Genomic DNA, 16,959 nt, shown 5'->3' with positions numbered 1-16,959 from the left:
CGTCCGCCGCCGGGCGTTCGAGCCCGGAGTCGGGGGCGCGGGTCAGGGGGCGCCGTACCGGTCCTTGAGGTGCCGGCGTACGGCCTTTCCCGTGCCGGTGCGGGGCAGGTCCGGTGCGACGACGGCGGAACGGGGGATCTTGTAACCGGCCAGGCGGCCGGAGAGGGAGGCGAGGACCTCGTCCGGGTCGAGGACCACGCCCGGCGCCGCCACGAGGACCGCGCGGCCGACCTCGCCCCACTCCGTGTCGGGGACCGCGATCACGGCGCAGTCGGCGACGCCGGGATGGGTCAGGAGCGCGTGCTCGACCTCGGCCGGGTAGATGTTCTCGCCGCCCGAGATGATCATTTCCTTGATGCGGTCCACGACCGTCACCCCGCCGTCGGCGTCCGTACGGGCCGCGTCGCCGGTACGCAGCCAGCCGTCCGTGAAGGCGGCCGCGCTCTCCCGGGGCCGGTTCCAGTAACCGGCCATCACGTTGGGGCCGCGGACCAGCAGTTCGCCCGTCTCGCCGACGGAGGCGTCGACGGCACCGGCGGCACCTTCGGCCCCGGGGCCGGCCGGACCGGTCGAACCGGGGACCACGACGCGGACGTCGGTGAACAGGTGCGGCACGCCCGCCGGCCCCGGCGCGACGCCGGCCGGCCCGTGAGGGGTCAGCAGGACGCCGGGCGCCGCTTCGGTCATGCCGTACCCCTGGCGCAGCACGAGCCCACGCCGCGCGTAGGCGCCGACCAGCGCCTCGGGCACCTGGGCACCGCCGCACACCAGGGTGCGCAGGGACGACAGGTCGGCGTCCGGCCAGCGCGGATGGGCGGCGATCCGGCGGAACATCGTGGGAACGCCGAACAGGGACGTGACGCGGTGCCGTTCGACGGCTTCGAGCGCCGCGCCCGCGTCGAAGGACTCCATCAGCACACAGGTGCCGCCCTTGAGCAGTACCGGCAGGGCCTGCATGCCCAATGCGGCGGCGTGGTAGAGCGGTGCGGCGATCAGGGCCGTCTCGTCGGCCGCCAGGTCTTCGTCGATCAGGACGTTGACGGCGTTCCACGTGAGGTTGGCGTGGGTGAGCACGGCGCCTTTGGGACGGCCGGTGGTGCCGGAGGTATAGAGGATCACGCAGGGGTCGTCCGGCGCCACGGCCTCTTCGACCGGTGCCGCGGGGGCGGCCTCTCCCGCCGCGTCCACCTCGACGACCGGCACGCCCGTGCCTGCCGGTACGCCGGTGCCCGCGGGAGCGCCGGGGGAGTGGCCGGGGCGCAGCAGCACCCGGGCGCCGCAGTCCGTGAGCTGGTGGGCCAGCTCCGGCGGTGCGAGCCGTACGTTGAACGGGACGAACACCGCGCCCAGCAGCCCGGCGGCGAACAGGGACGCCAGGAACTCCGGCCGGTTGGGGCCGAGGAAGCCGACCCGGTCGCCCTTGCGCACACCCTGGCGCCGCAGGGTGCGGGCGATGTGGGTGGCATGGGCGTACAGACCGGCGTAGCTCGTGCGCCGTCCGTCGCCGTGGACCACCGCCGTACGGTGCGGGGTGCGCCGCGCCCGCCGCGCGGCCCAGGCGCCGATGCCTTCGTCGTGCATGTGCTGACCCTCTCCGGTCGCTCGGGAGATCCGCCTGGCGTGTCACCCGTTCGAGGGGCACGCGTAGTGACACGATATTACCGATGGTAATTTATTAGTGGCTCTGTGTACTCGACGTGTGGGGAGGCTGCGGTGACCGCTGGCCCAGGTACGGCGCTTCTGATGGACGCACGGGTCCGCCACAGCCCCGAGGCCGAGCGCATCGACACCCGGGGCGAGCCCCCGGTGTGGCGTACGGAGCTGCCCGACGGCTCCGCCGCCTGGGTCGCGAGCGGGTACGACGCCGCGCGCCGGGTGATGACCGACACCGGCTTCGCCAAACCGGCCGTGCGGGGCGGCGAGCGGTGGACGCGTTATCTGGGCTTCACCGGACCGCAGGTCACCGACAGCATTGTCCGCAGCATGCTCAACAACGACGGTGACCTGCACCGTCAGCTACGGGAACTGGGCGCGTCGGCGTTCACGCCCGAGCGCGTACGGGCCGCCGCCGACCGCGCCGAAGGGATGGCGGACGACCTCCTCGACGAGATCGCCGGGCGCGGCCGCGCCGACCTCGTCCGCGAGTTCGCCCACCCCTTCGGCATCCGGGCGATCACCGGACTGCTGGGGTATCCGGACGACTTCGTCCGGCGCGCCCTGGAGCTGCGGCGCTGGGGCCCGTCACCGCTGTTCGACCCCCCGGGGTCACCGGACCGTCAGCAGTACGCGGCCGACCGCGAAGCCATGAGCGAGCTGATGCACGACCTCGTGGACTTCCGGCGGCGCAGACCCGGGGCCGACGCCGTCAGCGGGATGATCGCGCACGCCGACGCGGCCGGCCTCGACGAGGGCCACCTGACCTCCACCCTCTTCCTGCTGCTCGTCTCCGCCTACGAGCCCGTCGCCGACTTCCTCACGGCGAGCCTGTACACGCTCTGGCACCACCCCGACCTCCTCGCCGAGCCCGCCCGGATCACCGAGGGGCTCGACGAACTGCTGCGCTACACCTCGCCGCTGGCGGCCACCATGCCCCGCTTCGCCGTCCGGCCCACCGAGCTGTACGGCGCGCGGCTGGAGCCGGGCGACCCGGTGATCGTGCACATCGCCGTCGCCAACCGGGACCCGCGGCGCTTCGCCGACCCCAACCGCCTCGACCTGACCCGGGAGCGGGGCCAGGACCTCGTCTTCGCCCACGGCCCCCACTTCTGCCTCGGCAGCGCCCTCGCCGTCGGGCTGTGCCGTACGGCGCTCGGCGCCGTGCTCCGCCGCCTCCCCGGCCTCGCCGCCGCCCAGCCGCTCGACACCCTGCCCTGGCAGCGCGGCTCGACCGGCGGCATCACCCACCTGCACATCACCGCGGGACTGACGGAGCTGCCCGTGACCTTCCAGCCCCGGCACGCGGCGGTCTCCTGATGGCCCACGTCACCGGCCTGTCGGTCCTCACCGCGTACGGCCACGGTCCGGACGCCCTCTGGCAGGGCCTGGTCTCCGGGAAACCGGCCACCTCCCCGGTCACCCGCTTCGACACCACACGCCACCGCGCCCACCACGCCGCCGTGCTCCCCGGCACCCCCGACCTGTACGGGGAACTGGAACGCCTCGTCGGCGAAGCCTGCGACCAGGCCAAACTCTCTCCCGCCGACCGTGCCGCCACGCCACTCGTCCTCGCCCTGCACGCCGGCCCGGACACGGCCGCCCTGGCCGCCGAACTGGCGGGCGCCTGCGGCCTGCGCGAGGTGCTCACCGTCCACACCGCCGCCTGCGCCGCCTCCAACACGGCCGTCGCCGAGGCGGCCCACCTCATCGGCACCACCGCCGAACGGCGGGCCGTCGTCGCCGGGGCCAGCTTCGTCGACGCCAGTATGTTCGCCGCCTTCGACAGCGCCGGCATCCTCGCCTCCGACGGCGTCTGCCGTCCGTTCAGCGCCGGCCGCGCGGGCCCGGTGCTGGGCGACGGCGCCGCCGCCGTGGTCCTCGAAGAACCCACCGGCACCGCACCGCCGTGGGCCACCGTCCGTGGCTGGGGCAACGCCGCCGAGGCCCACCACGTCTGCCGCCCCCACCCCGACGGCCGCGGCCCCGCGTCGGCCGTCACCACCGCACTGCGCCGCGCCGGGATCACCGGCGACCGGATCGGCTACCTCAACGCCCATGCGACCGCCACCCCCGCCTTCGACGCGGGCGAGGCCGCCGCCATCGTGAGCGCGCTCTCCCCGCACGGCGCACGGGTCCCCGTCAGCTCCACCAAGGCCCTGCACGGCCACTGCCTGGAAGCCTCCGGCCTGGTCGAACTGGCGGTCTGCGCCCTCGCCTTCCGGCACGGGGAACTGCCCGTCAACGCCAACCACCTGGGCCCGGACGAGGACTGCCCCCTCGACCTGGTGCTCGCGCCGGGCCGCGCCCCGACGTCCCGCTACGCGCTCAGCCTCAACAGCGGCTTCGGCGGCGTCTGCACGGCCCTCCTCCTGGCGATGCCGTAACCCGACCGGTGCCGCCATGCCCCCGACCACCCCGTGCCGTACGACGACACCTGTGCGGGAAGAGCCCGATGAGGACGCCATGGAACTGATCGTTGAGACCCGGGCCCAGTGGCCGCCGCCGGACGACCCGGCGGCGTGCCTGCCGGAGGTCCCGCGCTTCGACACGTCCGCCTTCGCGCCCCTGCTGGTGGCCGTCGGCGAACGCTGCCTCGCCGACCGGTACGGCACACCCCCGCTGCCCCCGGCGCTCGGCGCGCGCACCGCGCTCGTGCTCGCGGCCACCCGCGGCGACGTGGTCACCCAGACCGCCATCGACGACGCGGTGGCCGGACAGCGGCAGGTGCCCAAACCCCTGCTGTTCCAGAACGTGCCCTCCACGGCGCTCGGCCATCTGAGCGCCGTATGGGGCCTGACCGGCCCGCTCGTCGCCACGCTCGCCATCGGCGACCCGCTGGCCGCGGCCCGCACCACCGCCGCGCGCGTCATCGCCACGGGCGACGCCGACCAGGCCCTGGCCATCGCCGCCGACCCCGGCGACAGCCCGCGGTCGCCCGGCTCGGCATGGGCCCACCTGTTCACCACCGGCCGGACCTGACCGCCCGTACCGGCCGCCCCGCCCTCGTCCGTCACCGTGGCCGCGTCCCCCACCGCGCCACGCCGCCATCCCCCCTCAAGGAAAGCGATGCCCACCACCATGCGGCCCTCCACGGCCGAGCTGCGGTTCCCCTCGGTCCTGACCCCCGAGACACTGGAATCCGCCGCCGGTCCCGTCACCGTCCGGCTCGATGACGCCTCCCGCGCGGCCGTCGCCCGCTGCCACGACTACCTCGGCACCTGCATCGGCGAGGGCCGCGAGATCTACGGCACCACCACCGGCTTCGGCCCCCTCGTCGTCTACGCGGGCCAGGACGAGGGCGCGGACCAGTGCGAGAACGTGCTCACCCACCTCGAAGTCGGCCAGGGCCCCGACCTGGAACCGCCGGTCGCCAGGGCCACCCTGCTCACCCGCCTGTGGAGCCTGGCCAGAGGCCACTCCGGCGTGGCACCCCCCGCCGTGGACGCCCTCGTGGCGATGCTCGGCACGTCCTTCGCGCCGGTGATGCCCGAGTACGGATCGGTCGGCGCCAGCGGTGACCTCGCGCCCCTGGCACACGCCATCCGGTCCCTCCAGGGGCGCGGCGACGCCTACCTCGGCACCACCCGTATGCCCGCCGCCCGCGCCCTCGCCGAAGCCGGGCTGCGCCCCGTGGAACTGACCGGCCGGGACGCGCTCGGCCTGGTCAACGGCACCTCCGTGACCGCGGCCGGCGCCGGCCTGGCGCTGGCCCAACTGCACCGCTCGGTGGCCGCCGGCACCGCGCTGACCGCCCTGCTCGCCGGCGTCCTCGGCTGCCGCCCCGACTTCACGGCCCCCGAGATCTTCGAGGCACTGGGCCACGAGGACACCGCCGAACGCGCCGACGACCTGCGCAAACAACTCGTCGGCCACGAGCCGAGCGGCACCCGCGCCCTCCAGGAGCCCTACACGCTGCGCTGTGCGCCGCACATCCTCGGCGCCGCGGCGACCAGCCTGCGCCACGCCCGTCAGGTCGTCACCGACGACCTCAACGGCATCAGCGACAACCCGCTCTTCTTCCCCGAGCGCGACGTCGTCGCCCACGGCGGCAACTTCTTCGGCCAGCAGGTCGCCTTCGTCGCCGACCTGATGTCCATCACCGCCGCCCAGCTCGCCAACCTCGCCGAACGCCAGCTCGATCTGCTGATCGACCCGCGCCGCAACGGCGGCCTCAACCCGATGCTCGCCGAGAACCCCGGGCGCGACCACGGCGTCCAGGGCATCCAGCTCGCCGCGACGTCCCTGGTGGTCGCGATGCGCCGGGCCGCCACCCCCGCCGCCATGCAGAGCGTCCCCACCAACTGGCACAACCAGGACATCGTCCCGTTCGGCACCCAGGCCGCGTTCACCGCGCTCCGGCAGGCCAGGACGCTGCGCCTGCTGCACGGATCGCTCGCCGTCGCCCTGCGCCAGGCCGTCCAGGTCGGCACCCGGCGCCCCACCGCCGACGCCTGCGTCCGCCTCCTGGACGCCCTGGAGCCGACCGTGGCGCCGGACCGGCCGTGGGCGGTGTCCGTACGCGAGGCCGCCGACGTGCTCGACCGCACGTGCTGACCCGGCGGCGGTACCCGCCGGTGCGGAGGCCGGGACCGCCGCGCCGGGCACCGCGGCCGCCCGCCCGCGCCCTCAGGGCCGCGGCACCACCATCACCTCGGTGCCCCCCGTCCGTACGGCCCGGATCTCCGCCGCCGGCAGCCCGTCGTCCACGATCAGCAGGTCGAAGTCGGTCAGCGGCGCCAGCGCGTACAGGCCGCCCTTGGTGAACTTGGTGTGGTCGGCGACCAGCACCCGCCGCGCCGCGCTCTCCATCATCGCCCGTTTGACCTGCACCGTCTCCGGCGAGGTGTGGTAGCAGCGGCCGTTGGTGACGGCGGTGGTCGACAGGAACAGCACATCGGCGCGGAAGGCCCGTACCGAGTCCGCCGTGTGCGGGCCCATGAACGCGTCGTACGCCGGGAAGTAGGCGCCGCCCAGCGTGATCAGCGAGATACCGGGCTCCTTGGCGAGCGTGGTGACGGCCGGCAGCGAGTTGGTGATGACGGTCAGCGGCGCGTGCCCGGCGAACCGGTGCGCCAGCAGCAGACAGGTGGTGCTGTCGTCGAGCATGACGGTCTGGCCGGGCACGAGCAGGGTCGCCGCGGCCCGCGCCAGGGCCTGCTTGGCCGGTGCCATCACCGCCATCCGGTCGGCCACGCTCCCGTGGAACTGCGCCGACGGCAGGCCGGTCGCCCCGCCGCGCACCTTGCGCAGCCAGCCCTGCGCCTGGAGGGCGTCCAGGTCGCGGTGGGCGGTCATCAGGCTGACGCCGTACTCCTCGGCCAGGTCCGAGGTGCGGACGAAACCGCGGGCGATGACGGTCTCCCGCAGGCGGCGGCGCCGCTCCTCCTGGGCTTCGAGCCGGTCCATGGTGCTCACTTCCTGTGCCGTACGGGAGGGCGGACGGGATGGCCGTACGGGATGCCGTGGCGCGCGGCGTTCACCGTACGCCGTGTGAATTCGCCGCGTTATGTTCGCACGGATTTAACGTGGCGCGCGCGACGGGCACGGCCCGCACCGGCGGCTCCGGCGGGACGCAACACGGCAGGCCACCGGCCTGGTGCGAAGATTTCCGGCCACCATTGACGCTGGTTTCGGCCGGACTGTTGCATCGGCTCCGTCCGCTCCGCAGGCCCCCTGCCGCCGCCTGCCGCCGTAGAAAGGGGAGATTCGATGAAGAACCCTCTCCCGAGCCCTTTCCCGAGCCCTCTCCCGCGCCCGCCGATCGCCCGGGCGGCCGTCCGCCTGGGCATACCGCCGACCCTGGCCTGGGGCTATCTGGGCCTGCTGCTGTTCATGATCGGCGACGGTGTCGAGTCCGGTTATCTCTCGCCGTACCTGATCGACCAGGGGGTCCCGGAGCCCCGGGTGGCGCTGCTGTTCACCGTCTACGGCATCGCGGCGGGCGTCGCCGCCTGGCTCTCCGGTGTGCTGTCCGAACTGTGGGGCCCGCGCCGCGTCATGTGGACCGGCCTCGCCATCTGGGGCGCCTTCCAGGCCGTCTTCCTCGCCGTGGCCGTACCGCTGGGCAGCTATCCCCTGATGATGCTGGGCTACGGCCTGCGCGGCCTGGGCTATCCGCTGTTCGCGTACGGGTTCCTCGTCTGGATCGCCGGGGTCGCGCCGCGGGCGCGGCTCAGCACCGCCATGGGCTGGTTCTGGTTCGCGTTCACCGGCGGCCTGCCCACCCTCGGCTCGCTGGTCGCCAGTGGCCTCATCCCGCACATCGGCGCGTACGCCACCCTGTGGGCCGCCCTCGTACTGGTCGCCGTCGGCGGACTGATCGCGCTGCTGCTGGTCCGCGACGACCGCGGCGGCCCGCGGCCACGCTCCGAGGGTGACGGCCCGCTGGCCACCCTGCTCGGCAGCGTCACGATCCTGTGGCGCAACCCCCGGGTCGGCACCGGCGCGCTCGTACGGACCGTCAACACGGCCTCGCAGTTCGGGTTCTTCGTCATCCTGCCGGTGCACTTCACCCGGACCGTCGGCTTCAGCCTCACCCAGTGGCTGCACCTGCTCAGCGCGATGTTCGCGACCAACATCGTCGCGAATCTGCTGTGCGGGATGATCGGCGACCGGTTCGGCTGGCGCCGGACCATCGCCTGGTGCGGCGGCGCGGGCTGCACCGTCAGCACCCTGCTGCTGTTCTACGTACCGCAGGCGGCGGGCGCCCACTTCGGCCTCGCCCTGGTGGTCGCCGCGTTCTACGGCGCTACGCTGGCAGGGTACGTCCCGATTTCGGCACTGATGCCCTCGCTGGAGCCGCGCCACCAGGGCCAGGCACTGGCGGCGCTCAACCTGGGCGCGGGCGCCAGCACCTTCGTCGGCCCGGCCGTCGTCGCGGTCTTCGCCGGACCGTTCGGCGTCGAAGGGGTGGTCTGGATCTTCGCGGGGATGTACGCGGTCAGTACCGTGCTCACCGTCTTCCTGAAGCTGCCGGACGAGCCGGACACGGCGCCGGCCGGCGCGGCCACCGCCGCCGCGCCCGCCGCGCCGTCCGCCTCCGCACCGGCGTGAGAGGACGCACCTGATGTCCGTACTGACCATCGACGTCGGCACCACGATGATCAAGTCCGTGGTCTTCGACGACCGGGGCCGCGAGATCGCGGTCTCCCGGCTCGCCACCGAAGTGCTCCGCCCGCACCCGGGCCGCGCCGAACAGGACATGGACGCCGTCTGGAACGCCGTCGTCTGCACCGTCCGCAACGCCCTGTCCGAACTCGCCGGCCGCCCCGGCCCGGCCGACCCCGTATGGCTGGTCTCCTTCACCGCCCAGGGTGACGGCGCCTGGCTCGTCGACGACCGCGGCCGCCCCACCGGACCCGCGATCCTGTGGTCCGACGGCCGGGCGGGCGACCTCGTCGGCCAGTGGCAGCGGGACGGCGTCCTGGCGGCCGCGTTCCGCCGCAACGGCTCGCTGACCTGCGCCGGAATGCCCAACGCGATCTTCGCGTGGCTGGCCGGGCACGACCCGGACCGGCTCGCCCGCTCGCACGCCTCGCTCACCGCGGCGGGCTGGCTCTTCCTGCGGCTGACCGGCGTCGTGGCCGTCGACGAGTCGGACGCCTCGGCGCCCTTCCTCGACCACGCCACCGGCGCGTACGACCCGTACCTGATCGGCCTCTTCGGCCTGACCGCGTACGAGCGGCTGCTGCCGAAGGTGCTCGGCGAGCACGAGCGGATCGCCGAGATCACCGCCGAGGCGGCCGGACAGCTCGGACTGCCCGCCGGCCTCCCGGTCGTCATGGCCCCGTACGACATCGCCGCCACCGCGCGCGGCGTCGGCGTGGTCAACCCCGGCCAGGCGTGCAGCATCCTCGGCACCACCCTGTGCACCGAGATCGTCCGTACGACCGTGGACACCACCGGCGAACCGTCCGGCATCACCATCGCCTACCGCGGCCGCGAGCGCGTCCTGCGCGCCTTCCCGACCCTCAACGGCGCCGAGGTGCTCGGCTGGGCCGCCCGCACCCTGCACCTGTCCGGACCGCCGGAACTGTCGCGGCTCGCCTTCGAGTCCGAGCCGGGCGCGAACGGCCTGATGTTCCTGCCGTACCTCTCCCCGGCGGGCGAGCGGGCCCCGTTCCTCGACGGACACGCCCGCGGCGGATTCTGGGGCCTGTCCCTGGAACACACCCGCGCCGACCTGGCCCGCGCGGTCTTCGACGGCCTCTCGCTCGTCCTCCGTGACTCGCTGGCCGCCTCCCGCACGCACGTCACCGAACTGCGCCTGTGCGGCGGCGGCGCCAACAGCGACGCGTGGTGCGCGCTCATCGCGGACGCGACGGGCGTACCGACCGCCCGCTCCGGCGACACCGAACTCGGCGCCAAGGGCGCCTTCCTCACCGGCCTGGTGCTGTCCGGGGCCGAGTCCAGCATGCACAGCGCCGCCACCAAGTACGTACGGATGCGGACGAGCTGGGAGCCCGACCCGGAGCGCACCGCCCGGTACGCCGAGCTGTACGCGGACTTCCTGCACTGGCGCGACCTCGCCCGCGAGGCGGGCTGGCGTCCCGGATCCGGCCGGAGCACTCACCGCACCGACCGGGTCCCCGACCGGCCGCACCCCATACCCGCACCACCCGGACACCCCGACCGAGGAGCCCCCCACCGTGTCTGACGCCCTGACCGCCGACGCCGTCTGGCTCGGCCTCGACCTCGGCACGCAGAGCGCCCGCTGCGTCGCCGTCGACGGGACCGGACAACTGCTCGCCGCCGCCTCCCGGCCGCTGACCAGCCACCGCGACGGCAGGCGCCACGAGCAGGACCCCGAGCAGTGGTGGAGCGCCCTGTCCGCCGCCTGCCGCGCGGCCCTCGCCGGAATCGACCCGGCCCGGGTGCGTGGCCTGGCGCTCGACGCCACCTCCGGTACGGTCCTCCTCGCCGACGCCGACGGCACCCCGCTCACCCCCGGCCTCATGTACGACGACGGGCGCGCCGCCGACCAGGCGGAAGCCGTCAACGAGGCCGGGGGAGGGGTGTGGCAGGACCTCGGCTACCGCACCATGCAGCCCTCCTGGGCCCTGCCCAAACTGCTCTGGCTGCTACGACAGGACCCCGGCCTCGGCGAGCGGGCCCGGCTGCTGCACCAGCCCGACCTCGTCACCTGGCGGCTGACCGGCCACCAGGTCCCGTCCGACGCCAGCCACGCCCTCAAGACCGGCTACCACCTCACGGAGGAGCGCTGGCCTGCCGCCGAACTCACCCGGCTCGGTGTGCCCGAACGGGTCCTGCCGCAGGTCGTACGGCCCGGAACCGTCCTCGGCACGGTCTGCGCGGCGGCCGCCGCGGCCACCGGCATTCCCGAAGGCACCACCGTCGTCGCCGGGATGACCGACGGCTGCGCCGCCCAGATCGGCGCCGGCGCCCTCGCCCCCGGCGCCTGGAACGCCGTGCTCGGCACCACCCTCGTCCTCAAGGGCACCAGCCCGCACCTGATCCGCGATCCGCACGGCGTCGTCTACTGCCACCGCGGACCGGACGGGAACTGGCTGCCCGGCGGCGCCTCCAGCTCCGGCGCGGGCGTCCTCGCCCGGCACTTCACCCCGGAGCACGGCGACGACCTCGACGCGCTCACCGCACAGGCCGCGCGCGAAGGCCGGGACTGGGACGCGGTCACCTACCCCCTCGTGTCGGCGGGCGGCGAGCGCTTCCCCTTCCGCGCGCCCGACGCCGAACCGTTCACCCTCGGCGATGTCCCCACCCGCGCCCAGGAGTTCCACGCCTGCCTGCTCGGCGTCGCCTGCGTCGAACGCCTCTGCTTCGACTATCTCGACCACCTCGGCGCGCCCGTCGACGGACCGCTCACCTTCACCGGCGGCGGCGCCCGCAACGCCTACTGGTCGCAGCTCCGCGCCGACCTGCTCGGCCGCCCCGTCCACCTGCCCGAACAGGCCGAAGGCGCGCTCGGCATGGCCGTGCTCGCCGCCACCTCCGGCGGCGTCTCCCTCCAGGAGGCCGCCGCCGCCATGGTCCGCACCGGCGCGCCGGTCACGCCCGACCCGGCCCGTACCGCCCGCCTGCTCCCCGCCTACCTCCGCTTCCTCGACGAACTGACCCGCCGTGGCTGGCTCGACCAGACCATGGCCGACCACGCCCGCAGGAGGGCCGCACCGTGACCGACCTCATCCTCGTACGCCACGGCGAGACCGAATGGCATGCCGAGAACCGCTACGCCGGCCTCACCGACGTGGCACTGACCGGACGCGGTGAGGAGCAGGCGGCGGCCCTCGCCGACTGGGCCGCCACCGCCCGCCTGGACGCCGTCTGGTGCTCCCCGCTGTCCCGCGCCCGGCGCACCGCAGCGCCCGCCGCCGCGGCCTGCGGCCTGACCCCGCACGTCGACGCACGCCTCTACGAAGTGGACTTCGGCCGCGGTGAGGGCCTGACCAAGGCCGAGATGCGCCGCCGCTTCCCGGACGCGCTGGAGGCGTTCCTCGCCGACCCGGTCGGCCACCACCTGCCCGGGGGCGAGGACCCCCGCGCCGCCGCCCTGCGCGCCGCCGACTGCCTCGCCGACATCGCCCGCGCCCACCCGGACGGCCGGGTCCTGGTCGTCGCCCACTCCACCCTCGTCCGGGTCCTCCTCTGCCACCTGCTGGGCATCCCGCTCACTGACTACCGGCGGGTCTTCCCGCAACTCCTCAACGGCGCACTGACCGAACTGCGCCTCCGGGACGGCCGGGCCGCACTGCTGCGTCTCAACGCCCCCGCCACGCCTGCGCCGGTCGCCACCGCTCCGCGCTGACCCGCCGTCCGTACGTACGCCGACATCGCACACCCAGGAGAAACACCCCCATGAGCAGCCCCACCGTCCTCGCCGCCGGCAACCACTTCATCCTCCCGAGCCTGCTCACCGAGGCGGTCACCGAGGCCACCGGCGGCACGGTGACCGCCGGGCAGATCCGGGAGCTGCGACTGCCCTGGCCGCACACCCCGCTCGGCAAGGTCGCCGAGGTCGACGAGGCGTCCGGTACGGAGGACCAGCTCATCGAGGCGCTCCAGGGCGTCCGGATCTGCGTCACCGAACACGCCGCCCTCACCGAGCGCATCCTGGCCCACTGCCCGGACCTGGAACTGTTCTGCGTCGGCCGCGGCGGGCCGGTCAACGCCAACCTGGACGCCGCCACCCGGCACGGCGTCGCCGTCTGCTACGCCCCCGGCCGCAACGCCACCGCCACCGCCGAGCACACCCTGACCCTGCTCCTCGCCGCCGCCCGCGGCGTCGGCGACACCCACACCGACCTGCGCCAGGGCATCTGGCGCGGTGACTACTACGACTACGACATGTGCGGCATCGAGATCGAGGGCGCCACCGTGGGCCTGGTCGGGTACGGGGCGATCGGCAGCCGGGTCGCCAAGGTGCTGGCCGCCATGGGCGCGCACGTCCTCGTCCACGACCCGTACGCCGCCCCCGAGGCACTGGCCGGCGTCGCCGAACAGGTCGGCCTGGACGACCTGCTGCGCCGCTCCCGCATCGTCTCCCTGCACGCCCGTCTCACCGAGGAGACCCGCGGCATGATCGGCCGTGCGCAGCTCGCCGCCATGCCGCACGGCTCGGTCCTGGTCAACTGCGCCCGTGGCGCCCTCGTGGACTACGACGCGGTCTGCGACGCGCTGGAGTCCGGGCAGCTCAGGGGCGCCGGCTTCGACGTCTTCCCCGAGGAGCCGGTCCCGGCGGGCTCCCGCCTGCTCGCCGCGCCCGGCGTCGTACTGACCCCGCACATCGCGGGCGGCAGCCGCCAGGTCGCGCACAGGGCGGCCCGCATCGTCGCCGCCGAGGCCGCCCGCTTCCTGCGCGGGGAGCCGCTCGCGCACTGCGCCAATCCGGCGGTGCTGGGCGGCTGACCCGGGCCCTTCCGGTACGAGCCCCCCGGTACGACGAAGGGCCGCCCCCAGGTGGGGACGGCCCTTCATCCGTAGGTGCCTACCGGCGCCGGACCAGCGGGAACGGCAGCGTCTCGCGGATCGACAGACCGGTGAGGAACATGACCAGCCGGTCCACGCCGATGCCCAGACCACCGGTCGGCGGCATGGCGTATTCGAGGGCCTGGAGGAAGTCCTCGTCCAGTTCCATCGCCTCCGGGTCGCCGCCCGCCGCCAGCAGCGACTGGGCGGTCAGCCGGCGGCGCTGCTCGACCGGGTCGGTCAGCTCGGAGTAGGCGGTGCCCAGCTCCGTGCCGAAGGCGACCAGGTCCCAGCGCTCGGCGAGCCGCGGGTCCTTGCGGTGCTGGCGGGTCAGCGGCGAGACGTCGGTGGGGAAGTCCTTGTAGAAGGTGGGCAGCGTGGTCTTCTCCTCGACCAGCCGCTCGTACATCTCCAGGACGACGTCACCGCGGCCCATCTCGGGCTTCACCGGCACCCCGGACCGCTGGCACAGGCGGCGCAGCACGTCCGGATTCGTGTCCGCGTCGACCTCCTCGCCCAGCGCCTCGGAGATCGCGCCGTACACCGTCTTGACCGGCCAGATGCCCGAGATGTCGTGCTCGACGAGCTTGCCGTTCGCGTCCGCCTTGCGGGCGGTGGCGCTGCCGAAGGCGGAGACGGCGGCGCCCTGGATCAGCTCGCGGGTCAGGTCGAGCATCACGTCGTAGTCGGCGAACGCCTGGTACGCCTCCAGCATCGTGAACTCGGGGTTGTGCTTGTAGGAGATGCCCTCGTTGCGGAACGTGCGTCCCATCTCGAAGACCTTCTCCATACCGCCCACGCACAGCCGCTTCAGGTACAGCTCGGGCGCGATGCGCAGGTACAGATCGAGGTCGTAGGCGTTGATGTGGGTCTGGAAGGGACGCGCGTTGGCGCCGCCGTGGATCTGCTGGAGCATCGGCGTCTCGACTTCGAGGTAGCCGCGCTCGATCAGGCCCTGGCGCAGCGCCTGCACCGCGGTGCTGCGGGCCCGCAGGTTGTCCCGCGAGTCCGGCGAGACGACCAGGTCCACGTAGCGCTGGCGGACCTTGGCCTCCGGGTCGGTCAGGCCGCGCCGCTTGTCGGGCAGCGGACGCAGGCACTTGGCCGTCAGCCGCCAGTGGGTGACGAAGACCGTCAGCTCACCGCGGTCGCTCGCGCCGACCTCGCCCTCGGCCTCGATGTGGTCGCCCAGGTCGATGTCGCCGGCGAACCGCGCCAGCTCCTCGGCGCCGGTGCCCTCACGGGTCAGCGCGATCTGGAGGTCGCCCGACCAGTCGCGCAGCACGGCGAACAGCACACCGCCGTGGTCACGGGTGAGCAGCACCCGGCCGGCGATCCGTACGACCTTGCCGGTGTGCGTACCGGACTCCAGGTCCGGGTGCTCCTCGCGGACGGCACCGAGCGTGTGGGTGCGCTCCACACCGACCGGGTACGGGTCGGTGCCCTCCGTACGCAGCCGCTCCAGCTTGCGGTGCCGGATGCGGACCTGCTCCGGCAGCGCCGCCAGCTCCCGCTCGCGCAGCTCCTCCTCGCTCGCCGGGGGCTTCTCCACCAGGCCCAGCTCGTCCAGGGACGGCAGGTCGGCGGTGCTGGCGGGGGCGAGCACCCGCTTCTTGTGGCCCTTGCCCCACAGCTTGCCCAGGCTCGGTACGGCCACGAAGCCCTCGGCGATGCCGGAGGCCAGGCCGATACGGGCCAGGGCGCCGGTGTCCGCGTAGCACAGGAAGCGCGGGTACCACTCGGGCGCGTACTTGGCGTTGGAGCGGTACAGCGCTTCCAGCTGCCACCACTTGGAGAAGAACAGCAGCAGCTTGCGCCACACCTTCAGCACCGGACCGGCGCCGATCCGGGCGCCCTCCTCGAAGGCGGAGCGGAAGACCGCGAAGTTCAGCGAGATCCGGCGGACACCGATCTGTCCGGCGTGCGCGCACAACTGGGCGACCATGTACTCCATCACGCCGTTGGGCGCGCTGCGGTCGCGGCGCATCACGTCCAGCGAGATGCCGTCCTTGCCCCACGGGACGAACGACAGCAGGGCCATCATGTTGCCGTCGCCGTCGAACGCCTCGGCCAGCAGGCAGTCGCCGTCCTCGGGGTCGCCGAGCCGGTCCAGCGCCATCGAGAAGCCGCGCTCGGTCTCGGTGTCGCGCCAGGCGTCCGCCCGGTGGATGACCTCCTGCATCTCCGCGTCGGACAGCTCGGAGTGCCGGCGGACCCGGAAGGTGGCGCCGGTGCGCTCGACGCGGTTGACGGCCTGGCGCGTCACCCGCATCTCGCGGCCGTCCAGGTCGAAGTCCTTGACGTGCAGGATCGCCTCGTCGCCGAGCTGCAGCGCGCTCAGACCGCTGCGCGCGAACGCCTTGGCGCCGTCCTCGCTGGCGCCCATGACGGCGGGCTGCCAGCCGTAGCGTCCGGCGACCTTGAGCCACTCCTCGATGGCCGGGCCCCACGCCTCGCGGTCACCGACCGGGTCACCGCTGGCCAGGCAGACGCCGGCCTCCACACGGTAGGTGACGGCGGCCTTGCCGCTGGGGGAGAAGACCACGGCCTTGTCCCGGCGGGTGGCGAAGTAGCCGAGCGAGTCCCGGCCGCCGTAACGGGCCAGCAGCGCCCGGATACGGGTCTCCTCGTCACCGTGGAGCGCGGCCTCCATGCGCTGCGACCGGAAGAGCACCCGGGCCGCGTTCAGCAGCGCCACCGCGCCGAACAGGCCGAGCAGGAAGATGATCCAGTGCGGCGGGTGGCCGTGGAACTGGTGGTTGCTGAGCAGACCGCCGCAGACCCGGTCGGCCGCCCACAGCAGCCGGCTGTCGGCGCCGCGCTCCAGGCTGCCCGGGAACAGCGACACCAGGCCCCAGCCGACGAGGATCGAGACGACCAGGCCCGCGACCAGCACCCCGGCGGCGCGCCAGAACGCGCCGCGGCGGGTGATCGCGTAGAACTCGCGGCGCGCGACCAGCAGCAGGACCAGCGCGGCCGTGCACAGCACCAGGGAGAAGTAGTACTCCGGGTAGCCGTCGATCACGAAGATCGCGTCGGTCAGGGTCACCAGCACCATGTAGACGACGGCGAACCACAGGGCGACCCGTTTGCGCGCGGTCAGGGCCGCGGCCAGCAGGGAGAGGAAGACCGCGTACGCGAGGTTCGGTTCGACCACGATGGTCAGGGTGTCCAGCCATTGGATGACCGGTTTGAGGGCGCGTCGCAGCGGCCCGATCAGCGCCGTGACGGCGCAGAACAGCCCCAGAAGGCTGAAGAAGATGGCAAAGCCGTTGGGCACGCGGCGGCGAAAACGCGCCCACGCCGTTATTTGGTCCTGGTCCTGCACGGTGCTCATTCCGTCACACTAGGCTCTGTAAG

At 73.7% G+C, this 16,959-nt stretch carries 12 protein-coding genes; 9 read left to right on the top strand and 3 right to left on the bottom strand.

Annotated features, from left to right (window positions below):
- Positions 1 to 42 precede the first annotated feature (42 nt).
- On the bottom strand, positions 43 to 1,581 hold the full coding sequence (locus ACZ4QV_RS12845; protein ID WP_361590158.1) for an acyl-CoA synthetase: 1,539 nt from the start codon (positions 1,579 to 1,581) through the stop codon (positions 43 to 45).
- Between the two features lie 162 nt (positions 1,582 to 1,743).
- Between ACZ4QV_RS12845 and ACZ4QV_RS12840 the strand changes: the two genes are divergently transcribed.
- The 4 genes from ACZ4QV_RS12840 (at position 1,744) to ACZ4QV_RS12825 (ending at position 6,210) form a co-directional block, all read left to right on the top strand.
- Complete coding sequence (locus ACZ4QV_RS12840; RefSeq protein WP_467762884.1) at positions 1,744 to 2,973, top strand: cytochrome P450; 1,230 nt, start codon at positions 1,744 to 1,746, stop codon at positions 2,971 to 2,973.
- Entirely contained in the window at positions 2,973 to 4,040 is a 1,068-nt protein-coding gene (locus ACZ4QV_RS12835; RefSeq protein WP_467762883.1) for a beta-ketoacyl-[acyl-carrier-protein] synthase family protein, read from the top strand. Before ACZ4QV_RS12840 ends, ACZ4QV_RS12835 begins: the two co-directional genes overlap by 1 nt.
- 79 nt (positions 4,041 to 4,119) lie before the next feature.
- Positions 4,120 to 4,635: a hypothetical protein gene (locus tag ACZ4QV_RS12830; RefSeq protein ID WP_361147839.1), complete on the top strand. Its 516-nt coding sequence runs from the start codon at positions 4,120 to 4,122 to the stop codon at positions 4,633 to 4,635.
- 87 nt (positions 4,636 to 4,722) lie between these two features.
- The gene (locus tag ACZ4QV_RS12825) at positions 4,723 to 6,210 is read left to right on the top strand and encodes an aromatic amino acid ammonia-lyase (RefSeq protein ID WP_361147837.1); all 1,488 of its coding nucleotides are present in this window, start codon (positions 4,723 to 4,725) and stop codon (positions 6,208 to 6,210) included.
- Between the two features lie 72 nt (positions 6,211 to 6,282).
- Here ACZ4QV_RS12825 and ACZ4QV_RS12820 read toward each other — a convergent pair whose 3' ends face one another.
- Positions 6,283 to 7,062 carry a DeoR/GlpR family DNA-binding transcription regulator gene (locus ACZ4QV_RS12820; protein ID WP_361590212.1) on the bottom strand — a complete coding sequence of 260 codons (780 nt, stop codon included), beginning with the start codon at positions 7,060 to 7,062 and terminating at the stop codon, positions 6,283 to 6,285.
- A 303-nt stretch (positions 7,063 to 7,365) separates the two neighbouring features.
- On the opposite strand from ACZ4QV_RS12820, the gene ACZ4QV_RS12815 reads away from it, so the two are divergent.
- Genes ACZ4QV_RS12815 through ACZ4QV_RS12795 form a run of 5 tightly spaced genes read left to right on the top strand, consistent with a single transcriptional unit; the run spans position 7,366 to position 13,539 of the window.
- Positions 7,366 to 8,709: an MFS transporter gene (locus ACZ4QV_RS12815; RefSeq protein ID WP_361590150.1), complete on the top strand. Its 1,344-nt coding sequence runs from the start codon at positions 7,366 to 7,368 to the stop codon at positions 8,707 to 8,709.
- Between the two features lie 13 nt (positions 8,710 to 8,722).
- Positions 8,723 to 10,312, top strand: coding sequence for an FGGY family carbohydrate kinase (locus ACZ4QV_RS12810; protein WP_467762882.1), 1,590 nt, complete (start codon positions 8,723 to 8,725; stop codon positions 10,310 to 10,312).
- The gene (locus tag ACZ4QV_RS12805; protein WP_467762881.1) at positions 10,305 to 11,810 is read left to right on the top strand and encodes an FGGY-family carbohydrate kinase; all 1,506 of its coding nucleotides are present in this window, start codon (positions 10,305 to 10,307) and stop codon (positions 11,808 to 11,810) included. Before ACZ4QV_RS12810 ends, ACZ4QV_RS12805 begins: the two co-directional genes overlap by 8 nt.
- On the top strand, positions 11,807 to 12,439 hold the full coding sequence (locus ACZ4QV_RS12800; RefSeq protein ID WP_361590142.1) for a histidine phosphatase family protein: 633 nt from the start codon (positions 11,807 to 11,809) through the stop codon (positions 12,437 to 12,439). Before ACZ4QV_RS12805 ends, ACZ4QV_RS12800 begins: the two co-directional genes overlap by 4 nt.
- A 50-nt stretch (positions 12,440 to 12,489) precedes the next feature.
- A complete protein-coding gene (locus ACZ4QV_RS12795) occupies positions 12,490 to 13,539 on the top strand; it encodes a 2-hydroxyacid dehydrogenase (RefSeq protein ID WP_361882212.1) in 1,050 nt (349 codons plus the stop codon).
- Between the two features lie 79 nt (positions 13,540 to 13,618).
- On the opposite strand, the gene lysX is transcribed toward ACZ4QV_RS12795, so the two are convergent.
- A complete protein-coding gene (lysX, locus tag ACZ4QV_RS12790; RefSeq protein WP_361590139.1) occupies positions 13,619 to 16,936 on the bottom strand; it encodes a bifunctional lysylphosphatidylglycerol synthetase/lysine--tRNA ligase LysX in 3,318 nt (1,105 codons plus the stop codon).
- Positions 16,937 to 16,959 lie beyond the last annotated feature (23 nt).

The organism is Streptomyces sp. NPDC026394 (assembly GCF_055567735.1).
The sequence above is the reverse complement of the archived record's forward strand: the minus strand, read 5'-3'. Positions and strand labels throughout refer to the sequence as shown.